The following is a 20046-nucleotide window of genomic DNA, read 5'->3' as shown; positions in this document are numbered from 1 at the left end:
AAATAACAATTAAAATCCAACATTAACTCCAAAAGTGATTGTTCTTGCTTGAGGAGGTGTGTAGAAATCGTGACCCAATTGAACACTTCCTGCGAACGTAGTGTTTACTTCAGGATCGTAGCCATTGTAGCCTGTTATTGTGAATAAATTCTGAGCAGATGCATAAACGCGTAAATTTTGCAACTTGTATTTTGTGATAAATGATTTAGGTACATTGTAGCCGAATATTACACTTTTTACTCTCAAATAAGAACCATCCTGAATATATCTTGAGGAAGGTCGTGTTCCATTTGAAGCACCAAATCTAGGTTGAGGGATTGAAGTAATTCTGTTAGAGGTCGTCCAATAGTTCATTTGATCGATCGTTTGATTGTCGAAATAATCACCATTTGCGGATTGGAAACCACCTGCAGCATTGTAAATATCATTGCCAGAAACAAATTGTGTTTGAATGTCTAAATCGAAATTTTTATAAGAGAACCTGTTACCAAAACCACCATAAAAATTAGGATTTGGATCGCCAATTTTTTGATCTTTTGCACTGCTATATACCGTCGTTGTTGTAGTGCGGCTATCATCTAAATAATATAATGCATTCCCATTATTCGTATCTACACCAGCATAGGCCTTTCCATAAAAGTAACCATAAGGCTCACCTTCAGCGATTCTTCCAATATATCTTCCACCTGGATAAATTGGCTGGCCAGCTAAACGTAGAATTTTATTTCTATTAAACGAAATATTAAAAGATGTACTCCATTTAAATTCCCCTACAAAGTTTTTAGTATTCAATGAAAGTTCTAAACCTTTGTTTTCTAGATCTCCGATGTTTTGTACAATAGAGCTGAAGCCATTTGTTGCTGGAATAGGAACACTTAATAGTAAATCGGTTGTTTTCTTTTTATATACTTCTACAGTTCCATTGATACGATCTGCCAATATTCCAAAATCTAAGCCAATATTGAAGTTAGATGTATTTTCCCAAGTTAAATTTGGATCTCCTAATTGATTTGGTAAAGTGCCAGCAGTACCTGCATAATTAACACCGCCATATAGGGTTCTCGAGGCAAAGTTTCCAATCTCCGCATTACCTGTTAAGCCATAACTTGCCCTAAGTTTCAAATTACTCAACCATATGCTTGATTTTAAGAAGTCCTCTTCAGATGCAATCCAGCCAATTGAAGCGGCTGGAAACGTTCCATATCTTTGGTTTGAACCAAATCTTGATGAACCATCTGTTCTAATTGAAGCACTTACTAAGTACTTATCGGCATACTTGTAATTAACCCTGGCTAAATAAGATACGAATGAATATTTTGATTCAAAGGAACTACCTGCCGATATTGTAGCAGCACTGGCAATTTTTGTAAATTTATCTGAAGGGAAACCTGTACCGGTAACTGTTCCATATCTTAATTGTGCTTCTTGAAAAGTAAAACCACCTAATACGTTTAAGCTATGTTTTTCATTGAAAACTTTAGTATAGGTTAAGGTATTATTGGTGTTGAAATTAATGGATTTAGCGTTGTAATCTGAACCATAACCCGAAGTTCCACCACCATCTTGAGTTTTTGAACCTAAGTAAAGTTCTTCTTCAAGACTATTTAAATCGAAACCGTACTCACTTCTGAAAACTAAATTCGGTGTTATTTTTAGGCTTGCGAAAGCTGTTGCGAAAGTTCTATAAGTAGTAGAAAGATTACTTCCATTTGCTAAATCTATCAGACCGTTGTAATAAACAGTACTACTATTTAATTCTCCTGAAGCATCATAAATTGATTGTATTGGAGGTAACGCATTTAACTGAAGTGGATTAGAGAAAGCATTGTCGTTGGATACGCGATAATTATCTACTTTTGAAATGTTGATATTTCCTCCTACTGTTAGAAGATTTGAAACCGTGTGGTCTAAACTTAATCTGCCTCCGGTTCTGACATAGCGGTTACCAATTATAATGCCTTTATTATCATTATAATTTCCAGATAACATAAACTTGGTCTTTGCATCACCACCGTTGATATTGAGGTTATATTGTTGAGTATGGCCTCTTCTAAAAGCAGCATTTGCCCAGTCGGCATCTACATTGCCATCCCAATCTGTAGTTCCCGTATAATCTTCCCAAAGCTCTGAAGAATTACTGTAATTACCACCATCATAATTAGAATTCTTAAATGATTCTTCCATCAATTGTTTGTATTGAGCCGCGTTTAAGAATTGATTTTTCTTAGTCGGATCACTAAAGCCAGCATAGTAACCAAAATCAACATTAGTCTTTCCTTCTTTACCTTTTTTCGTTGTAATTAATACTACACCATTAGATGCTCTTGCTCCGTAAATAGCTGCAGCTGCAGCATCTTTTAGTACTTCCATTGATTCAATATCGTCAGGATTAATTGCAGCCAGCGGATTGTCAGGCTCTGTATAGGTTCCTAAAGCATCAGTAATCACAGGCGTGCCGTCGATAACAAATAAGGGTTGGTTACTTGCCGAAATTGAAGAAATACCCCTTACCCGAATTTGGAGTGCCTGACCCAGTTTACCACTACTAGAGTTGATAAATACCCCAGGTGCCTTGCCTTGTAAAGCACTTTCGATGGTTGTTAAAGGCTTGTCTTTCAAATCAGCTGCTGTAACTTTCGCTATTGATCCCGTTACATCTCTTCTATTTTGTGTACCATAACCCACTACAACCACATCCGATAGCGTATTGTTTTCCTCATCAAGGCTTACATTAACGCTTTGCCCTGTAATAGGCACTTCTTTGGTTTTGAAACCGATAAAGCTAAAAACAAGTGTTTTAGCATCGTCTGAAACGGTTAATTTAAAAGCTCCGGTAGCATCACTTTGGGTGCCGTTAGCTGGCGAGCCTTTTACAAATACGCTAACGCCAGGAATTGGTCCTGAGGCTGACGTAACTTTCCCGGTAATTACCTTGCCTTGTGCGAAAGCAAACGAAATTACACTGAAAGATAAAATCATACATAAGAGTAGTTTTTTCATCAAATTGGTAGTTTAGTTAATAATTTTTAATCATTCATAGAAATGATACTCTTAATGTAACTAAAAATATGGAAAAAACCTTGTGAACTATGATGAAATCAGGTCATTGTTTGGTTTAATGTGCTTAAATCAAAACAAAGGGAGGCAAAAATTGTTAATGGATTAAAAGTTACATTGTTTAAATCCAAAAAAAACACGAGCATGGATAAGTTAGAATTAAAAGGAAAGTGGAATGAAATAAAAGGAAAGGTTAAACAAGCTTATGCTGATTTAACAGATGATGATTTAAAACACGAAGAAGGTCAAGACGATGAATTGTTGGGGAAACTACAACAAAAAACAGGAAAAGGAAGAGATGAACTTGTGAAATGGATAAACTCATTATAATATCAATTCAATAGAAAAACAGGCGGTCAAATTTTGGTCGCCTGTTTGTTTTAACATCATTTTTTTATGGCCGATATTGCCAAAAGATTTTCCGAAAATCCAATACTTTCTCCGAAAGATTTAATACCTAGCAGCGCTGGGTTGGAAATAGAATGCTTGTTAAATCCAGGTGTTTTTACTTTCGATGGTAAAATCTGGCTGCTTATCCGGGTAGCTGAAAGACCTCAACAGAAAGAAGGCGTAATTTCTTTTCCGATATTAAAAGAACATGGAATAGAAATTCTGGCAATCGACGAAAGTGATCCATATTTAAATGACAGTGATCCCCGGATGATCAGTTATAAAGGGGCAGATTATTTAACCACATTATCTCATTTAAGATTGGTTTGTAGTGATGATGGTCTTCATTTTTATCAGCCAGAAGGTTACCCTTTATTGCAGGGAGAGAGTGAAGATGAAGCTTTTGGAATTGAAGATTGCCGCGTATCCTTAATCGGAGATACTTACTATTTAACTTTTACGGCAGTTTCTGAACATGGGGTTGGTGTGGGGATGCGTACCACAAAAGATTGGAAAACTTTCCAAAGTTATGGCATGATTATCCCACCACATAATAAAGATTGCGCCATATTTGAAGAACGCATTAACGGTAAATTTTACGCTTTGCACCGCCCCAGCAGTGTAGCATTGGGTGGTAATTATATCTGGCTGGCCGAATCTCCTGATGGGATCCATTGGGGCAAACACAGGTGTATTATTAAAACCAGGCCTAACCGCTGGGATAGTGCCCGTGTGGGCGCTGGTGCAGCACCAATAAAAACTGCAGGCGGCTGGCTCGAAATATATCATGGTGCAAATGAAAAACAACAATATTGTTTAGGCGCTTTTTTAATGGCGCTCGATGATCCATCAAAAGTGCTAGCCAGAACCGAAGAACCGATTATGGTACCAACTGCAGATTATGAGTTACATGGTTTCTTTGGAGAAGTAGTATTTACAAATGGCCACATCGTTAATGGAGACGAATTAACGATCTATTATGGTGCTGCAGATGAATTTGTTTGCGGGGCTAAATTTTCGGTGAAGGAAATTTTGGGTGCACTGGTTTTTTACCATTAAGACACGAAGGCACAATTTTCTGCATTATGCAACAAATAAACCAATGACCAATGAACTTTTTTTGCCACGGAGGCACGGATTAACACGGAAGAATTTTGTTTTTTATCACGAAGATGCAAGCGTACAATTTGTTTCTGAGCCATGTTGTTACTAATGACAAATCAACCATTGGCTGATGAACCAATAATCCATAAAAAAAGCGATCCCCGTTTCCGGGAATCGCTAGTAATTTTGATATTAAAGCATCAGGTTTTTACCTTAAACCCTCCGCCTTCCTACCCTCTACCTTTTTAGTATCCAAAAATCTGCTCCAGGCTTAGTTTAGTTACCGGACCAAATTTTGCTAAATCTGCCATATTGATTTTCTTTTCGGAAGCCACGATACAATAACTGTAAGGTTTGCCCGAAAGATTGGTTTGGTGGAATGATTTTACATCATTAAAAGTCAATGGTTTTAAGTTAGCATATTCATCAACCCTTGAGTCGTGATCGAAACCTAATTTTTTATCGGCCAAATAGCTATAAATAATTCCATCTTTGGTAATACGGCTGGTTTCTAAGCCATTTAATGAGTTGGTTTTTGATAATGCAAATGATTTATCAGACTGTGGTAAAGTGGTTAATAACTCATTCATACCGGCAACTGCTTCATTCATTTTATCTGCCTGTGTACCTACATAAGCGATAATGGTATTTTCTTTTTCTTTGGTATTTGGAGAAGAATATACTGCAAAAGTAGAATAAGCCAAAGCTTTAGATTCGCGGATGGTTTGGAATACTACTGAGCCCATGCCGCCGCCGAAATAGTTGTTAAACAAGGCGATTTTTGCTGCATTGGCCGGGTCGTACAAGCCACCGTTGCGTACCCAACGTATTTCGGCCTGCACCATATCATAATCGGCAAAGTAAACTTTGTTCGAATCGGTTTTGGTGTACACAAATTTCTTAATCGGTGCAGCATCTGTAAATTCTTTAGCCAATGGATGCGCTTTAACAATATCAGCAGAAAATGCCGCTAATGTTTTTGGTCCGTAATAAGTAATGGTGTGTTTGTAATTGGTCAGGTTATGTAAAATGTAGATCAAATCTGCCGATTTCATATTTTTGATCTCATCATTAGTTAATCCATAATTGAAAGGATTATCGGCACCGTATTGTGCATAACTCATTAAACCACCAAGAATTGACGATTTATTTAATTTTGCGTTATCTCTCGATTTTAACAAACGACCTTTTAAATCTTCTAAGGCTTTTTCGTTTGGTTTACAATTTGCCAGTACATCTTCTAACAAGGCTACCGCTTTATCAAAGTTTTCTTGTAAACCACTGATTGAAACGGTAGTTACATCAGTACCTACATTTATGCTATAGCTACAGGCAATGTTGTAAAATGCTTTACTAATATCCTCTGCCGAATATTTATCAGTACTTAAGAACGCTAAATATTGAGCAGCATAAGGCAATAACTTATAGTTGTAAGAACCCATATCAAAACGGTAACCCATACGGAAAATTCCGTTTTCAGTGTTTTGAACTGTAATTACATCAGCAATGCCTGCTTTGCCAAAATTAAGGTCTTTGGTATAGTCTAAAAATTTAGGAGCGATGGGTTTTACCGGAGCAGCAATGATGTCTTTTGTAAATGGAGAAACCTCATTAACATTGGTTTTTACTGCAGTAATGGTTGGTTTTTCTACTTTAACAATGCTCTTATCTTCACCTTTGTGTTTTAAGATAGAAACATAATTGTTAACGAAAAACTTGTTGGCAAAGTCTACAATTTCCTTTTTGGTTACTTTGGCCATCGCATCGGTTGATGCCAGGGTTTTATCCCATTCTGCACCACGGTTTTGGATAAAGGCATTCATCGCGAAATCTGCACGAACATCATTATTGTCAAAGCTTTGGAGTTCGGCCAATTTGATGTTAGCAACTGTTGCTTTAATTAGGCTTTCATCAAATTCGCCTTTTTTAAGCAATTCTACCTGCTCTAATAATAATTTTTGGGCCTCTTCCAAACTTTGGCCAGCTTTAGGTGAGCCAGATAAAATGAAAATTCCATAATCTTTCATCGAGTTATAACCAGCACCTGCCCTCAACATTTTTTGTTGTTTATTAATGTTGATATCCATTAAACCCGCTTTCCCGTTTGCCAAAATGCTGCCGATTAAATCCAGTAATAAACTTTGATGGGTATTTTGGGCAAAACCCCTGTAAGCAACATATAAGTTTTCGGCACTTGGACCATAAATATCAACCGTTTGAACCTGTGTTAAAGGTTTTTCTGGTGCAGGGTTGTAAAGCGATAAAGGCTTAGGTGCCATAAAGGCGAAGTCCTTATCGATTTTTTTGATTAAATCATCATAATTAATATCGCCACTCATAATTAAGGCCATATTATTAGGCACATAATATTTGTTGTAATACTTTCTGATTTCGATTAACGAGGGATTTTTTAAATGCTCAATAGTACCAATGGTGGTTTGTTGTCCGTAGTTATGCGTAGGAAACAAAGCATACAGCATTTTCTCATACATTTTACGGCCATCATTGTCCATACCGATATTTTTCTCTTCATAAACAGCTTCTAACTCTGTATGGAAGATGCGGAAAACAGGGGCACGGAAACGTTCTGCCTGCACAGCCAAAAATTTATCAATGGCATTTGATGGAAGGTCTTCTTCATAAACGGTTTCTTCTACCGAGGTGTGGGCGTTGGTAGAGTTACTTCCGATCGATTTCATCATTTTATCGTATTCGTTTGCGATAGAATAATTAGAAGCTTCGCCCGAAGTTTTATCAATTTCCTTATAAATCTCTTTGCGTTTGGCCGGATCGGTAGTTTTGTTGTAAGTTTCGTAAAGTGCTTCGATCTTATCTAAAAGTGGTTTTTCTTTGGCATAATTTAGCGATCCGAATTTATCTGTTCCTTTAAATAAAAGGTGTTCTAAATAATGCGCCAAACCGGTATTGGTACGCGGATCGGTATTACTGCCGGCTCTTACCGCCATTTTGTAAGTAATATTAGGCTCCTTGTTATTTTGAGATAAAATTACAGTCAAACCGTTTTTTAAAGTATAAAAACGTGTTTTGGTCGGATCGTTGGTTACATACTTGTAGGTAAAGCCACCAGATGTTCCTGTTTTCCATTGATAGGTAGTTTGCGCTTTCGCTAAAGAACCTGTAATTAGAAAACAAGCCAAAGTAAATAGTTTGAATTTCATTGTTTGTTTTGGTTTATGATCATGAGTGCGTACCTGTTAGTTTAAGTGTGATCTCAAATACAGCCTTCATTTTTAATAAGTTATTTATTCAAATATATATGCTTTCTTGCAGGGAATGAAATAATTTTGATTTCAAAACTAAAAATCTAGGAATAAATGATTTTTGCATATAAACCTTGCTTTATTGTGCCTTGAATTTATAATCTGTATTTTTACCGGCATGACAAAGCAGGGCGTAAAACCAAATATTTTAGTTGTAAATGATGATGGCATTACAGCTACAGGCATCAAAAATTTAATGGAAGTAATGCAGGAGCTGGGCAATGTGGTAGTTGTTGCGCCAGATAGTCCGCAAAGTGGAATGGGGCATGCCATTACCATAGGTAAACCGATCCGTTTTGATAAGGTTGATCTTTATGCAGGTGTAGAAATGTATAAATGCAGTGGAACCCCGGTTGATTGCGTTAAAATTGCTGTAAATAAGATTTTTAAGGGTAAAAAACCTGATTTGTGCGTATCAGGCATTAACCACGGACTAAATAATTCGATTAACGTGCTCTATTCAGGTACCATGTCTGCTGCAGTAGAGGGTGCAATAGAAAAGATTCCATCGATTGGTTTCTCTTTAGATGATTTTGCAGCCGATGCCGATTTTAGTCATACCAAAAAATACATTAAAAACATCTGTGAACAAGTTTTAGCAAATGGTTTACCAGAAGGAACCCTTTTAAATGTGAATTTCCCGAAAGGTGATCATCTAAAAGGCGTTAAGGTTTGCCGCCAGGCTAATGCCAAGTGGATGGAAGAATTTGATGAAAGAACTGATCCTTACAAACGCCCATACTATTGGTTAACAGGAGTTTTTGAAAATTTCGATAAGGGGGAAGATACCGATGTTTGGGCTTTAGAACATAATTATGTTTCTATCGTTCCGGTTCAGTTTGATTTAACCGCGCATCATGCTATACAGGCCTTAAACAGTTGGGATTTTATGGGCGATACTGATTCGAAACCTGCTGGCACTAAAGTTTCGGCGCCCGATGGCATTAATTTAGGTTAAGCGCTTGCCATTATGATTGATCAGTTAAAAAGATTAAATAATTCTGTATGGATAGGTTTGGGCATTGGTTTGCTTGTACCAGCAATATTTTGTGCTATTGCCTGGTACATTATCCACCATGTGGCATCCCTTGCTAAAGCAGATTTGTTATATATTGGTGGTATTGCCATAAATGCTTACACCATGCAATACTTTTTTAAATACAACAAAGAAAATATCGGTAGAGGTATATTAGCCGCAACGTTTTTGTGCGCTTTTGTGTTTTTTGCATATAAAGTTTTTTAAGGGAAATACTAGAGTGATAATGACTGATCAAGTCGGTTCGTCATTCCCAACTTGATTGGGAATCCTAATGCAATTAGCTTTAAGATTCCCGCCTGCGCGGGAATGACGATCGCTCGTTTTACAATCCGTGCCTCCTCGCAAGGACGATTTTGTTATAACACAAAAAAAAATATTTATCAGGGATGAAAGGGTAAAATTCCATCTTCCATTATACATAAAAAAAAACATGAAGTACTACCTCGTAGCCGGAGAAGCCTCAGGCGATTTACATGGCGCCAATTTAATGAAAGCCTTAAAAGCTGTGGATGGCGAAGCTATGTTCAGGTATTTCGGAGGTGATAAAATGGAAGCCGAAGGTGGAGCGCTAGTTAAACACTATGCCGATATGGCTTTTATGGGCTTTACCGAGGTAATTCTAAATTTAAGAACCATTTTCAGAAATCTCAAATCCTGCAAAAACGATATTTTACAATGGAAGCCCGATGTGCTGATCCTGATCGATTTTCCGGGTTTTAACTTAAAAATTGCGGAGTTCGCAAAAGCCAATGGCATAAAAGTATGTTATTATATTTCACCTAAAGTTTGGGCCTGGAACCAAAAACGGGTGCTGAAAATCAAAAAGGTTGTCGATCACATGTTCTGTATCTTGCCTTTCGAAGTAGATTTCTACAAGGAATGGGGTATGGAGGTAGATTACGTTGGCAACCCTTTATTAGACGAGATTGCGCAGTTTACACCAGATCTAAATTTTCGCGAAAACCATCAATTAGGAAATGGAAAAATTATCGCCTTGTTGCCAGGTAGCCGCAAGCAGGAAATAGAACGTTTATTGCCGGTGATGTTAAGCATTACCGAAAGTTATCCCGATTGTGTATTTGCCATTGCTGCTGCACCAACTTTTACCGAAAGTTACTATCATCAGTTTACAGGAGATAAAAAAGTTAACTTGCTTTTTAACAATACCTATAATTTATTGCACCATGCCCATGCTGCAATTGTAGCTTCTGGAACAGCTACGCTAGAAACTGCTTTGTTTAAAGTTCCGCAGGTGGTGGTTTATAAGGGTGGAACCATTTCAATTGCCATTGCCAGGATGTTGGTAAAAATTAAGTTCATTTCGCTCGTTAACCTTATCGTAAATAAGAAGATTGTAACCGAACTTATCCAGGAAGATTGTAACACCCAAAAAGTAAACGAAGAACTTAAAATTATCCTGGAAGGAGCTGGCAGGGATGAGATGTTAACACATTACGATGAGCTGCTTTTACTTATGGGAAAACCTGGTGCTTCCGCAAAAACAGCCAAGCTAATCTCGAAATATCTGCACTAAACTAGGACTTCCGCAAACGTAACATTTTAAAGTTTTTTCATTTTGTTTAAAACAAAATGCCCTTTAAGGCGTTACTAAATCGTTTTGCGGAAATCCTAACTATCACTAATTAATCTCATTGCTCTTATTAATTTGGTAAAAATGTTGGCCGCATTACGTAACTAATTATAAACTAAACTAGTGAGTGCCAATGAAAAACATTTTACTCAGGACGACAGGTTTCCTATGCCTGGTCCTATTTTCAAGCCCCCAGTTGTTTGCAAAAATTAAAAGCGAAAAAATTAATTTTAACCGCTATTATTTTCAGCAGGACACAACTAAAAAACAAGACACAACCAAAAAAGTGCCAGTTGCAAAACCCGCCGATACGGTAAAAGCTCCTGCAAATCCTTTGGGTGGTGCGCGTCCGGTTACTGCCCCGGCACCTGCGCCAACAGCTGCTGCTCCTGCAACATCTGCAGGTCAGAAAACAATTACCGGTACTGTTGTAGATGAGCAGAAACTCGGTCTACCTGGCGTTGGGATTAAAATCCAGGGTAAAACAGGTGGTACGGTAACACAAGAAAATGGTAAATTCAGTATTAATGTAACTGCCCCAACCGATGTGCTGGTATTTAGTTATATCGGTTACCAAACTAAATCTGTTCCGGCGGGTAATGGAGCTGCTCCATTAACCATCAGCTTAGTTCCATCACAATCTCAAAAATTAGATGAAGTAGTAGTGGTTGGTTATGGGACATTAAAAACAAAAGAAGTTACTTCATCAGTTGCCCACGTGGATACTTCACAATTTCGGCAAAGTGGTGCCCGGAGTGCCTTAGACCTTGTGCAAGGTAAGGTTGCAGGATTAAACATAACCCGGGCGAATAGTTCAAACCCCAATTCAGGGCCAAGTGTGCAATTGCGTGGGGTGGTTTCTGTAGCCGGTAGCGCAAGTCCGCTTTATGTAATTGATGGTATTCCAGGTGGTAATCCCGATCTGTTGCAACAAGATGATATCTTATCGGTCGATGTGTTAAAAGATGGATCAGGCGCAGCAATTTATGGAACAAGTGCAAATGCAGGTGTAATTTTAATCACCACTAAAAAGGGAAAAGCAGGTCCCCCTACATTTACTTATTCCAGTTATATCCGTAAGGAGTTTATCCAAAATAGATTAGACTTTTTAACAGCAGACGAGTTTCGAGCTAAAATTAATGCTGGCGAAATTAACGCAGTAGATTATGGTGGAAGTGAAGATTTGTACAATAAATTGGTTAATCATGATAATTTATCTCAAAACCATAACCTGGCATTATCTGGAGGAACTGATAAAACAAGCTATCGGGCAAGTTTAAACTTCCGAGATTTACAGGGTATCGCCTTAGAAAACGGTAGGAAAGAATACACCGGAAGGTTAAATATCAATCAAAAGGGTTTCGATGACAAATTAAATATCCAGCTAAATCTAGCCACCAATATTAATAATGCGAATTTACTTTCTAACGGAGTTACTTCATCATTTTTTGATAATGAACTAAATGGAAGTGGTTGGGAAGAAGAATTAACTAAAAATCCTACAAAGCAGATTTATAATTCAGATGGTTCATTCTATTATGATAACCAGAGTACTAATCAATATGCAAAATTGTTTAACCAAACCAGTTACCGTAAACAGCAAACAACTTCTGCTGATCTAAAAGCTGATTTCGACATCGTCAAAGGTTTAAAAGCATCAGTATTTGGGTCATTGCAAAGAGATTACTTTGTTGATGGAGGTTATGCACAATTGAAGAGTGAAAATTCGGTAGAAAATAGTGATTACCCGAGTGGAGGTTACGCCTTTAAAAATAATTTCCTTTCTCAGGGTTATGCCTTCGAGCCAACCTTACAGTACAATACAACGGTGGACGATAAACATTCTTTTACTGCATTGGCAGGTTACAGTTATCGCTATAACATCGAAGAAGGTGCAAAATCAAATACCCGTGGTTTCTTAAATGATCAGTTTAATGAAGATAATTTAGGCGCTGGCCAGGCATTAGCGGATGGTAAAGCAGGCATGGACAGTTATAAAAACGACAACACCCTGATCGCCTTTTTTGGAAGGATTAACTACTCGTACGATAATAAGTACTTGTTACAATTAATTTTAAGGCACGAAGGTTCTTCCAGGTTTGGTGATAATAACAAATGGGGAAATTTTCCCGCTGTTTCATTGGGTTGGAATGTTACCGAAGAAGGTTTTATGAAGGATGTGAAATGGGTAAATTACCTAAAATTAAGGGCGGGTTACGGTGTAACCGGTAACTCAGGTTTTGCCAACAATGCATCAAGGGTAACACTTGGTGGCGGTGGTAAATATCTGTATCCCGATGGTAGTTACCGCGAAACCTATGGACCAACAATTAATCCAAATCCTTTCCTTAAATGGGAATCAAAACGAGAAACCAATATCGGTGCAGATTTTACCTTGTTTAATAGTAAGTTAACGGGTTCGTTAGATGTATTTGATAGAACAACTAAAGATTTGTTGGATACTTATATTACACCTCAGCCGCCTTATGTACAATCTACAATCTATGCCAATGTTGGTAATATTTCATCAAGAGGTATAGAGCTTGCCCTAAGCTATCAGGCCATAAAAACCAAAGACTTTACGTTTAGCATGGATTTTACAGGTAGTACCATTAAGAATACGCTTAATTCTTATTCAAATGACGCTTTTGCTGTTAAATACAAAACATTTGGTGGCATTGGCGGTGCCGGAGATTTAGGAGATGCCATTACCACTTACGAAGGGGAAGATGTTGGTATTTTCTATGGTAAACGTTTTGCTGGTTTCGATGCCAATGGTAAATGGTTGTTCTTTAATAGAAATGGTGTTCCGGTACGTAATGATCAGATCAACTATTCAAAAGATAAAAACTTAACAGATCTTGCTCCAATCGGAAATGCCATTCCAAAATATTATGCCTCATACACTGCAAACTTTACCTACAAGAATTTCGATTTCAGGATCTTTTTAAGAGGTAAATTCGATTATGATATCTTAAATACAACCGCATTATCGTATGGTAACCCAGCCATTACCGGATCTAATTATTTAAGAGATGCGTTCGGGAAATATAGCCAGATCAAAGATACTTACATGTACTCCGACTATTATATAGAAAGTGGTACAAATGTGAAGATTGATGAGATTACACTTGGTTATAACTTTAAGTTAAAAACTAAATACATCCGTAACCTGCGTATTTATGCCACCGGACAAAATTTGGCAACCATTACCGGTTACACGGGTAACGACCCCGATTTCGTTCAAGATACAGGTTTAGGCCCAGGCATAGATAGCCGCGGTGCTTATCCAAGTACTAGATCATTTCTGTTTGGTGTTAATGTAGGGTTTTAATAGAAAATAAAATGAAAAACAAATCAATAATATATATAGCCCTTGCGCTAATTGTTGGCATGGCATCTGCCTGCACCAACTTAGATGAGAATGCATACGATGTTATTCCGGCTGAAAAATTTTATAACAATAAAAACGAGGTAATTTCTGCCGTATTAAGGCCATATACCCATGCCAATGCCTGGGTAACGCCAGCGGGGCAAGATGGTTGGTGGCGCTTGGCAGAGCTTTCTGCTGATCAGTTGGCCTGGCCAACAAAGGGGCCACATGGCGAAGATGGTGGTAAATGGAAAAGATTGCACTATCACTCATGGACAGTAGACGAAGGTGGAATTAATAATGCCTGGGCCTTAATGTATGGTGGAATTGGCTACTGCAATGATCCAATTTCAAATATTGGATCTAGAGATATTTCTAGTATGGGCATTACGCAACAAGAAAAAGACGGGTATATTGCCGAATTAAAATTACTTCGTGCATTTCACTATCTCAAACTGATGGATCTGTTTGGAAATATTCCGTTGGCAACCGACATTGTAGATCCTGCAAATCCGGTTTTGCCGACCTCAACAAGTCGGAAAGATGTATTCGCCTTTATTGAAAAAGAAATAAAGGATAACATTATCAACGTTCCTAAATTATCAAAAGCACAATTGGGTAGAATGAGCCAGGCAAGCGGTTATGCCATGCTGGTAGAATTGTACCTCAATGCTGAGGTGTGGACAGGTACACCACGTTGGGATGAATGTATTGCTGCCGCCGATAAATTAATCAATAACGAAGCAGGTGGTCAAAACGGCAATATGGACCTCGATCCGAATATTTCTGATCAGTTTAAAAACACCAACGATTTATCAAAAGAAGTAATTTTCTCTATCGCTTATGATTTTACAAGAGCCAAATTTGAACCATCATGGACAGGCGAGTTTTATCACTTTGCACAAAGAGATATTTATGGTGGGGGTAGAAATGGCAATGATGGTATTGTGTTGGTTCCAGGAGTTTATGAAACCTTTAAAACTGATGATCTTCGCAAGACGAACTGGTTGTTGTTTGGCCCACAGTTTAAATTTACTGATCCTGCCTCTCCGGTTTTAGGTACCGTAGAATATGCAGGTAAACCCCTAACATTTGTAGATAACATCCAAAAGAACACCAAAAATTCTACGGTATCAAACATGAGCGAAGGAGAAGAAAATAGCGGTGTCCGTTTTAACAAATATAAGTTAGGTAACTCTTTACCGGGTTTTGTTAATGGCGTACGTGTAGAACCAGATCCAAATTATAACAATGCCGATTGGAACGTTTACCGTTTAACGTGGATTTATTTTGCCAAAGCAGAAGCCATAATGCGCAAAAATGGTGGTGTTGCAACTGCAGATGCCGTAACCTTAATCAATACCTGTAAAAAAAGGGCATATACCGAAGCTACCTGGCCATCTCATGAGTATACAACTGCTTCATTATCTTTAGATGAATTGTTGGAAGAACGGGGAAGAGAATTTATTTTCGAAGGTTTTAGAAGAGATGACCTCATCCGTTTCGGTAAATTTACAACAAGCAAATGGTGGGATCATACCCCATCATCAGCTTTTAGGAATTTATACCCGATTCCACAAAGACAGCGAGATTTAAATGCTAAACTCACCCAAAACCCAGGATATTAATTTTGATACAAAAGGCGCCTAATCAGCGCCTTTTGCTGTTCTAAGCCTTTATATTTATGCTCTGCTGCCCTTTAACAAGCGTTTCTAAAACGATTAATATAAAAAATGTTAAATTCCGTTTTTATAACCGGCCAGAATTAAAGGCTGCAACTTTTATTTAGCTTTGAATTGATTAACTCAAAAGAAATCCAACCAAATGAAATGCTTTCTATCAAAGATATAGCCGTAAAAGCAAATGTATCCATTACCACAGTTTCATTCATTATTAATGGTAAAGCAAAGAGAAATCGATAAGCGAAGCAGTAATAGAGAAAGTAGAAAAAATTATCGAAGAAAGTGGTTATAAACCAATCAGATTGCACGAAGTTTAAGAACCGGTAACTCCAATATTATCGGCTTAATTATAGAAGACATCTCCAATTCATTCTTTTCAAGAATAGCTAGGTTAATAGAAGATAAAGCTTGTAAAAGAGGATAAAAAATCATTTATTCCAGCGCCGAAAACAATATAGATAAAGCGAAAGAATTAATCAACATGTTTAAATCGCGCAAGGTTGATGCTTATATTATTACGCCAATTAAAGGAATTGAAGAAGATGTACAAATGCTCCTGGATGACGCGACCCCGGTAATCCTGTTTGATGGAATTTGCCAGACCTTAATACCAGCTATGTCGGAGCCGATCATTTTAATGCTTCATACCAGTCAATTCAGCGTTTTATCAATCAGGGTAAAAAGAATATTGCCTTGGTTACCACTGATATAAATGTGGAACAAATTATTGAGCGATACGATGGTTATAAAAAAGCATTAGAGGATAACGGAATCAAATATGATGGCAGCCTGGTTTTAAAGATCCATTTTAACCAGGAAGAGCGCGAAACCATTGCCCAGATTAAAGAACTCTTCGGAAATGAAAAAAATGATGCAGTGTTACTTGTAATCAATTATCTGATTATTAGCGGTTTAAAAGTGCTGAAACAAATCAATAAAAAAGTAGGAGATGATTTCGCGGTTATCGCATATAATGATCATGAAGCATTCGAACTGCATACCCCTAGTATTTCTGCTGTTCAATAGCCTTTAGAGGAAATAGCCGAAACCATCATTAAACTCATTTTAAGTCAGCTTTCTTCAAAAGGTAAATCACCTGCTGAAGAGGTAATTATCCCCGCCCGTTTAGTCATTAGAGACTAGGGAAAAATCGACCTTCGCTCGATTGTAATATTTTTTTTACTTACTAAAACGTTTTATTATAATTTTAAATTATTATAATTGATCGACTAAAACGTTTTAGGTTGACCAAACCGATTATTATGAGAATTATAGCAGCTTCATGCCCAGTTTAAACTGGGCTTCACTAAACGTAGAAATGGACTTAGTTGTTGGAGTTAGTTTCTGTCATGATCAGATCAAACCTTTAAATCAATAAAATACCTGAAATGTTCGGCAACTAATTCATTCCGGTCATTTCCATCGCAGATAAAATATTACCAGGGAAACAAATAACCAATCATTTATAATTTAACAAAACCGCTAATGAAAATTAATTTACTTAAAATTACGGGGCTGTCTGCTGCAATTGTATTGCTAAACAGTCCTGCGTTTTCAATGAACGCAAAATTGGGAGTTGCAGGAGGGCGCTTGAACGAGAGCAGGATATTGGAACATGCTCGGGTACAAAAGGTCGTTTCAGGGACAGTTCTTGATGAGAATAGCCAGCCTATCCCAGGCGTAGGTATTAAGAATGTAACTTCTGGCAAAGGTGTTGTAACCGATGCAACTGGAAAATTTAGTATAGAAGCAAATATAGGTGATGTGATAAGGATCGGTTATATAGGCTATACAACCCAGAACATCACAATTGCTAACCAAACCACATTAAATATCAAATTGGTTGTGTCTGCTGATACTAAACTGGATGATGTTGTTGTTGTTGGTTATGGTAGCCGTAGTCAAAGAGAGTTAACATCTGCTATCACTAAGGTAGACACCAGTCAATTCAGACAAAGTGGTGCTAGAAACGCGCTGGATTTATTACAAGGTAAAGTTGCTGGTTTACAGATTACCAGGAGTAGCTCAAACCCAAACAGTGGCGTAGCTATTCAGCTTCGTGGTGTTACCTCAATTTCAGGTACAGCGAGCCCGCTTATTGTAATTGATGGAATTCCTGGTGGTAATTTAGATTTATTGCAACAAGATGATATCGAATCTTTTACTGTATTAAAAGATGGTTCTGCGGCAGCAATTTACGGTACCAGAGCTAATGCGGGTGTTATTTTGGTTACAACTAAAAAAGGCCGTAAAGGAGCTGCTCAATTCAGTTACAATGGTTACGCAAAACACGAAACATTGTACGAGCGTCCTGATTTCATGAGCGCAACTCAATTCAGAGAAAAAATTGCAGCTGGACAATACACTGCTCAAGATTACGGAGGCGACTTTAATTATTTCGACGATCTTATCAATAAAGATAATTTAACGAACTATCAAAATTTATCGGTTTCTGGTGGTAGCGATAAATCGAACTACCGTGGATCATTTACTTACAATAAGTTAGATGGTTTTGCAAAAGAAAACAGCAGAGAACAGTATCAATTTAGAATGAGCTTAACACAAAAGGGCTTTAAAGATAAAGTTACTGCGATGTTTAATGTTGCCTCGAACATCAATAGAGCCAATTTATTAGGTGGCGGTGGCTGGGAACCTGTTTTAACCAAAAATCCTACTGAATCGTATTATAATCCTAACGGTTCTTATTTATTTACCAGAAATATTACCAATGAGATTGCTCGTTTAGCACAAGAGACAAGTAAAAGAAATCAGCAAACTTATTCTGTTGATGGTAAAATCGACATTGACATTATGAAAGATCTGAAAGCATCAGCATTTGTTGCTTATCAGAGAAATCAGTTTGTTGATAATCAATATCGTTTACTTGGAAGTCAAAATTCTGTAGAAAATGGTGATGCACCAGGTGGTGGTTATGCTTATAAAGGGACTGAGTTAAACGAAAACTTTAACTTTGAGCCAACAATTGAGTATAGCAAAACGATTAAAGATAAACATCGTTTAACAGGTATGATCGGTTATTCTTACCGTTATGAAGTAAACGAATCTTTCAGCGCAAACAACCGCGGCTATACAAACGATATTTTCGAAGAAAACAACTTAGGCAGTGTACCAGTTGCAATAAATAGAATCGGTATTGCCAGTAATAAAAACGATAATACCTTAATAGCTTTATTTGGTCGTGTGCATTATACTTTCGATGGTAAAGTTAACTTCGAGGCTGTATTAAGAAGAGAGGGATCGTCAAAATTTGGAACGAACAATAAATGGGCAAGTTTTCCGGCAGTTTCTGCATCATGGGAAATTACCCGCGAGAAATTTATGGAAAATGCCAAATGGCTTAATTTCTTGAAAATTAGAGCAGGATACGGCGAAACTGGTAACTCTGGCTTTGCAAACTATGCATCTTTAGTAACCTTAAGTACAGGTAATCTTTATCCTTTCCCTGGAAACCAATGGTTACAAACTTATGGCCCATCACGTAATCCAAATCCAAATTTAAGATGGGAACGTAAAAAGGAATATAACTTAGGTTTGGATTTTGCCATGTTCAACAATAAACTGAGTGGCTCGGTAGATGTTTTCAAACGTGATATTGAAGATTTACTTTTTACCTATACTTCTCCACAACCTCCATATGTTGCAAGTACTATTTATACTAACGTAGGTACAATTTCTGCAAAAGGTATTGAATTGACATTGAGTTATGCAGCAATAAAGAATAAAGACTTTTCATGGAACGTTGATTTTGCAGGAAGTACAATTGATAATAAGCTAGTAACTTTTTCAAATGATGAATTCAGAAGAGATATGGAATCATTTGGAAGTATCGGTGGTGCAGGTGCTCTCGGTAACGCTTTCCGTACATACGAAGGTCGTAACATTGGCGAGTTCTGGGGTAAACGTTTCAACAGCTTCACACCAGATGGTAAATGGTTATTTACTAATCGTGCTGGTCAAGCGGTGCCAAATGCACAAATTAATACGTCTCCTTTCCGAGATCAAACTGATTTGCAGGTTATTGGAAATGCAATTCCTAAATATTACTTGTCACTAGGAAATACTTTTACTTACAAGCAATTTGATTTGAGAATTTTCTTAAGAAGTAAATTAGACTTTGATGTATTAAATACTGTTGCTTTATCTTATGGAAACAAATTTGGAACACAGGGTAACTTATTAAACAGTGCTTTTACTAAATATGCAGAAATCAATGATACGTATATGTATTCTGATTATTATATTGAAAACGGAAGTTTCTTAAAAGTTGACGAGGTAACTTTAGGTTATACGTTCAAATTTAAAGATAAGGCATTCAGAAGCTTACGCGTATATGCCGTTGGTCAAAACCTGGCATTATTAACTGGTTACACAGGTAATGATCCTGATTTGATTCAAGATACGGGCTTAGGTCAAGAAATTAATGGACGTAGTTTAGGTATTGATACCAGAAGTCCTTATCCAACAACCAGAAGTTTTGTGTTCGGTGTTAATTTTGGATTTTAATAATA

General features: G+C 37.3%; 13 protein-coding genes. 11 read left to right on the top strand and 2 right to left on the bottom strand.

Annotation, left to right across the window (positions count from 1 at the left end):
- Positions 1-9: 9 nt before the first annotated feature.
- Positions 10-3000, bottom strand: a complete 2991-nt coding sequence (locus EZ456_RS20655; RefSeq protein ID WP_131533428.1) for a SusC/RagA family TonB-linked outer membrane protein — start codon at positions 2998-3000, stop codon at positions 10-12.
- 201 nt (positions 3001-3201) lie between these two features.
- On the opposite strand from EZ456_RS20655, the gene EZ456_RS20650 reads away from it, so the two are divergent.
- Both EZ456_RS20650 and EZ456_RS20645 read left to right on the top strand, forming a co-directional pair.
- Positions 3202-3387, top strand: a complete 186-nt coding sequence (locus EZ456_RS20650; protein WP_029276197.1) for a CsbD family protein — start codon at positions 3202-3204, stop codon at positions 3385-3387.
- A gap of 66 nt (positions 3388-3453) precedes the next feature.
- On the top strand, positions 3454-4506 hold the full coding sequence (locus EZ456_RS20645) for a glycoside hydrolase family 130 protein (RefSeq protein WP_131533427.1): 1053 nt from the start codon (positions 3454-3456) through the stop codon (positions 4504-4506).
- Positions 4507-4796: 290 nt separating this feature from the next.
- On the opposite strand, the gene EZ456_RS20640 is transcribed toward EZ456_RS20645, so the two are convergent.
- Complete coding sequence (locus EZ456_RS20640) at positions 4797-7730, bottom strand: M16 family metallopeptidase (protein WP_131533426.1); 2934 nt, start codon at positions 7728-7730, stop codon at positions 4797-4799.
- A 220-nt stretch (positions 7731-7950) separates the two neighbouring features.
- Here EZ456_RS20640 and surE point away from each other — a divergent pair, with 220 nt between their 5' ends.
- From surE to EZ456_RS20600, 9 genes are all read left to right on the top strand, one after another.
- Positions 7951-8790, top strand: coding sequence for a 5'/3'-nucleotidase SurE (surE, locus tag EZ456_RS20635; protein ID WP_131533425.1), 840 nt, complete (start codon positions 7951-7953; stop codon positions 8788-8790).
- Positions 8791-8802: 12 nt separating this feature from the next.
- Positions 8803-9075: a stationary phase survival protein SurE gene (locus tag EZ456_RS20630; protein ID WP_131533424.1), complete on the top strand. Its 273-nt coding sequence runs from the start codon at positions 8803-8805 to the stop codon at positions 9073-9075.
- A 226-nt stretch (positions 9076-9301) separates the two neighbouring features.
- Positions 9302-10405 (top strand): lipid-A-disaccharide synthase, encoded by a 1104-nt coding sequence (gene lpxB, locus EZ456_RS20625; RefSeq protein WP_131533422.1) that lies wholly within the window; start codon positions 9302-9304, stop codon positions 10403-10405.
- Positions 10406-10595: 190 nt separating this feature from the next.
- A complete protein-coding gene (locus EZ456_RS20620) occupies positions 10596-13796 on the top strand; it encodes a SusC/RagA family TonB-linked outer membrane protein (RefSeq protein WP_131533421.1) in 3201 nt (1066 codons plus the stop codon).
- Positions 13797-13807: 11 nt separating this feature from the next.
- Positions 13808-15463, top strand: coding sequence for a RagB/SusD family nutrient uptake outer membrane protein (locus EZ456_RS20615; RefSeq protein WP_131533419.1), 1656 nt, complete (start codon positions 13808-13810; stop codon positions 15461-15463).
- Between the two features lie 201 nt (positions 15464-15664).
- Positions 15665-15757, top strand: coding sequence for a LacI family DNA-binding transcriptional regulator (locus tag EZ456_RS25835; RefSeq protein ID WP_394343146.1), 93 nt, complete (start codon positions 15665-15667; stop codon positions 15755-15757).
- Positions 15758-15998: 241 nt separating this feature from the next.
- The gene (locus tag EZ456_RS25585; RefSeq protein WP_225876584.1) at positions 15999-16229 is read left to right on the top strand and encodes a hypothetical protein; all 231 of its coding nucleotides are present in this window, start codon (positions 15999-16001) and stop codon (positions 16227-16229) included.
- A gap of 2 nt (positions 16230-16231) precedes the next feature.
- Positions 16232-16543, top strand: coding sequence for a substrate-binding domain-containing protein (locus tag EZ456_RS25580; protein ID WP_262712014.1), 312 nt, complete (start codon positions 16232-16234; stop codon positions 16541-16543).
- Between the two features lie 459 nt (positions 16544-17002).
- Complete coding sequence (locus EZ456_RS20600) at positions 17003-20041, top strand: SusC/RagA family TonB-linked outer membrane protein (RefSeq protein ID WP_131533415.1); 3039 nt, start codon at positions 17003-17005, stop codon at positions 20039-20041.
- Positions 20042-20046: the final 5 nt, after the last annotated feature.

This window comes from Pedobacter psychrodurus, assembly GCF_004331735.1.
Taxonomy (GTDB): domain Bacteria; phylum Bacteroidota; class Bacteroidia; order Sphingobacteriales; family Sphingobacteriaceae; genus Pedobacter; species Pedobacter psychrodurus.
The sequence above is the reverse complement of the archived record's forward strand: the minus strand, read 5'-3'. Positions and strand labels throughout refer to the sequence as shown.

What these genes read in the sequence shown, in the direction of transcription:
- EZ456_RS20650 (WP_029276197.1), top strand. Translation starts at nt 3,202, where the DNA reads ATGGATAAGTTAGAATTAAAAGGAAAGTGGAATGAAATAAAAGGAAAG.
- surE (WP_131533425.1), top strand. Translation starts at nt 7,951, where the DNA reads ATGACAAAGCAGGGCGTAAAACCAAATATTTTAGTTGTAAATGATGAT.
- EZ456_RS20645 (WP_131533427.1), top strand. Translation starts at nt 3,454, where the DNA reads ATGGCCGATATTGCCAAAAGATTTTCCGAAAATCCAATACTTTCTCCG.
- EZ456_RS20655 (WP_131533428.1), bottom strand. Translation starts at nt 3,000, where the DNA reads ATGAAAAAACTACTCTTATGTATGATTTTATCTTTCAGTGTAATTTCG.
- EZ456_RS20640 (WP_131533426.1), bottom strand. Translation starts at nt 7,730, where the DNA reads ATGAAATTCAAACTATTTACTTTGGCTTGTTTTCTAATTACAGGTTCT.
- EZ456_RS20615 (WP_131533419.1), top strand. Translation starts at nt 13,808, where the DNA reads ATGAAAAACAAATCAATAATATATATAGCCCTTGCGCTAATTGTTGGC.
- lpxB (WP_131533422.1), top strand. Translation starts at nt 9,302, where the DNA reads ATGAAGTACTACCTCGTAGCCGGAGAAGCCTCAGGCGATTTACATGGC.
- EZ456_RS20630 (WP_131533424.1), top strand. Translation starts at nt 8,803, where the DNA reads ATGATTGATCAGTTAAAAAGATTAAATAATTCTGTATGGATAGGTTTG.
- EZ456_RS20620 (WP_131533421.1), top strand. Translation starts at nt 10,596, where the DNA reads ATGAAAAACATTTTACTCAGGACGACAGGTTTCCTATGCCTGGTCCTA.
- EZ456_RS25585 (WP_225876584.1), top strand. Translation starts at nt 15,999, where the DNA reads ATGTTTAAATCGCGCAAGGTTGATGCTTATATTATTACGCCAATTAAA.
- EZ456_RS25835 (WP_394343146.1), top strand. Translation starts at nt 15,665, where the DNA reads ATGCTTTCTATCAAAGATATAGCCGTAAAAGCAAATGTATCCATTACC.
- EZ456_RS20600 (WP_131533415.1), top strand. Translation starts at nt 17,003, where the DNA reads ATGAAAATTAATTTACTTAAAATTACGGGGCTGTCTGCTGCAATTGTA.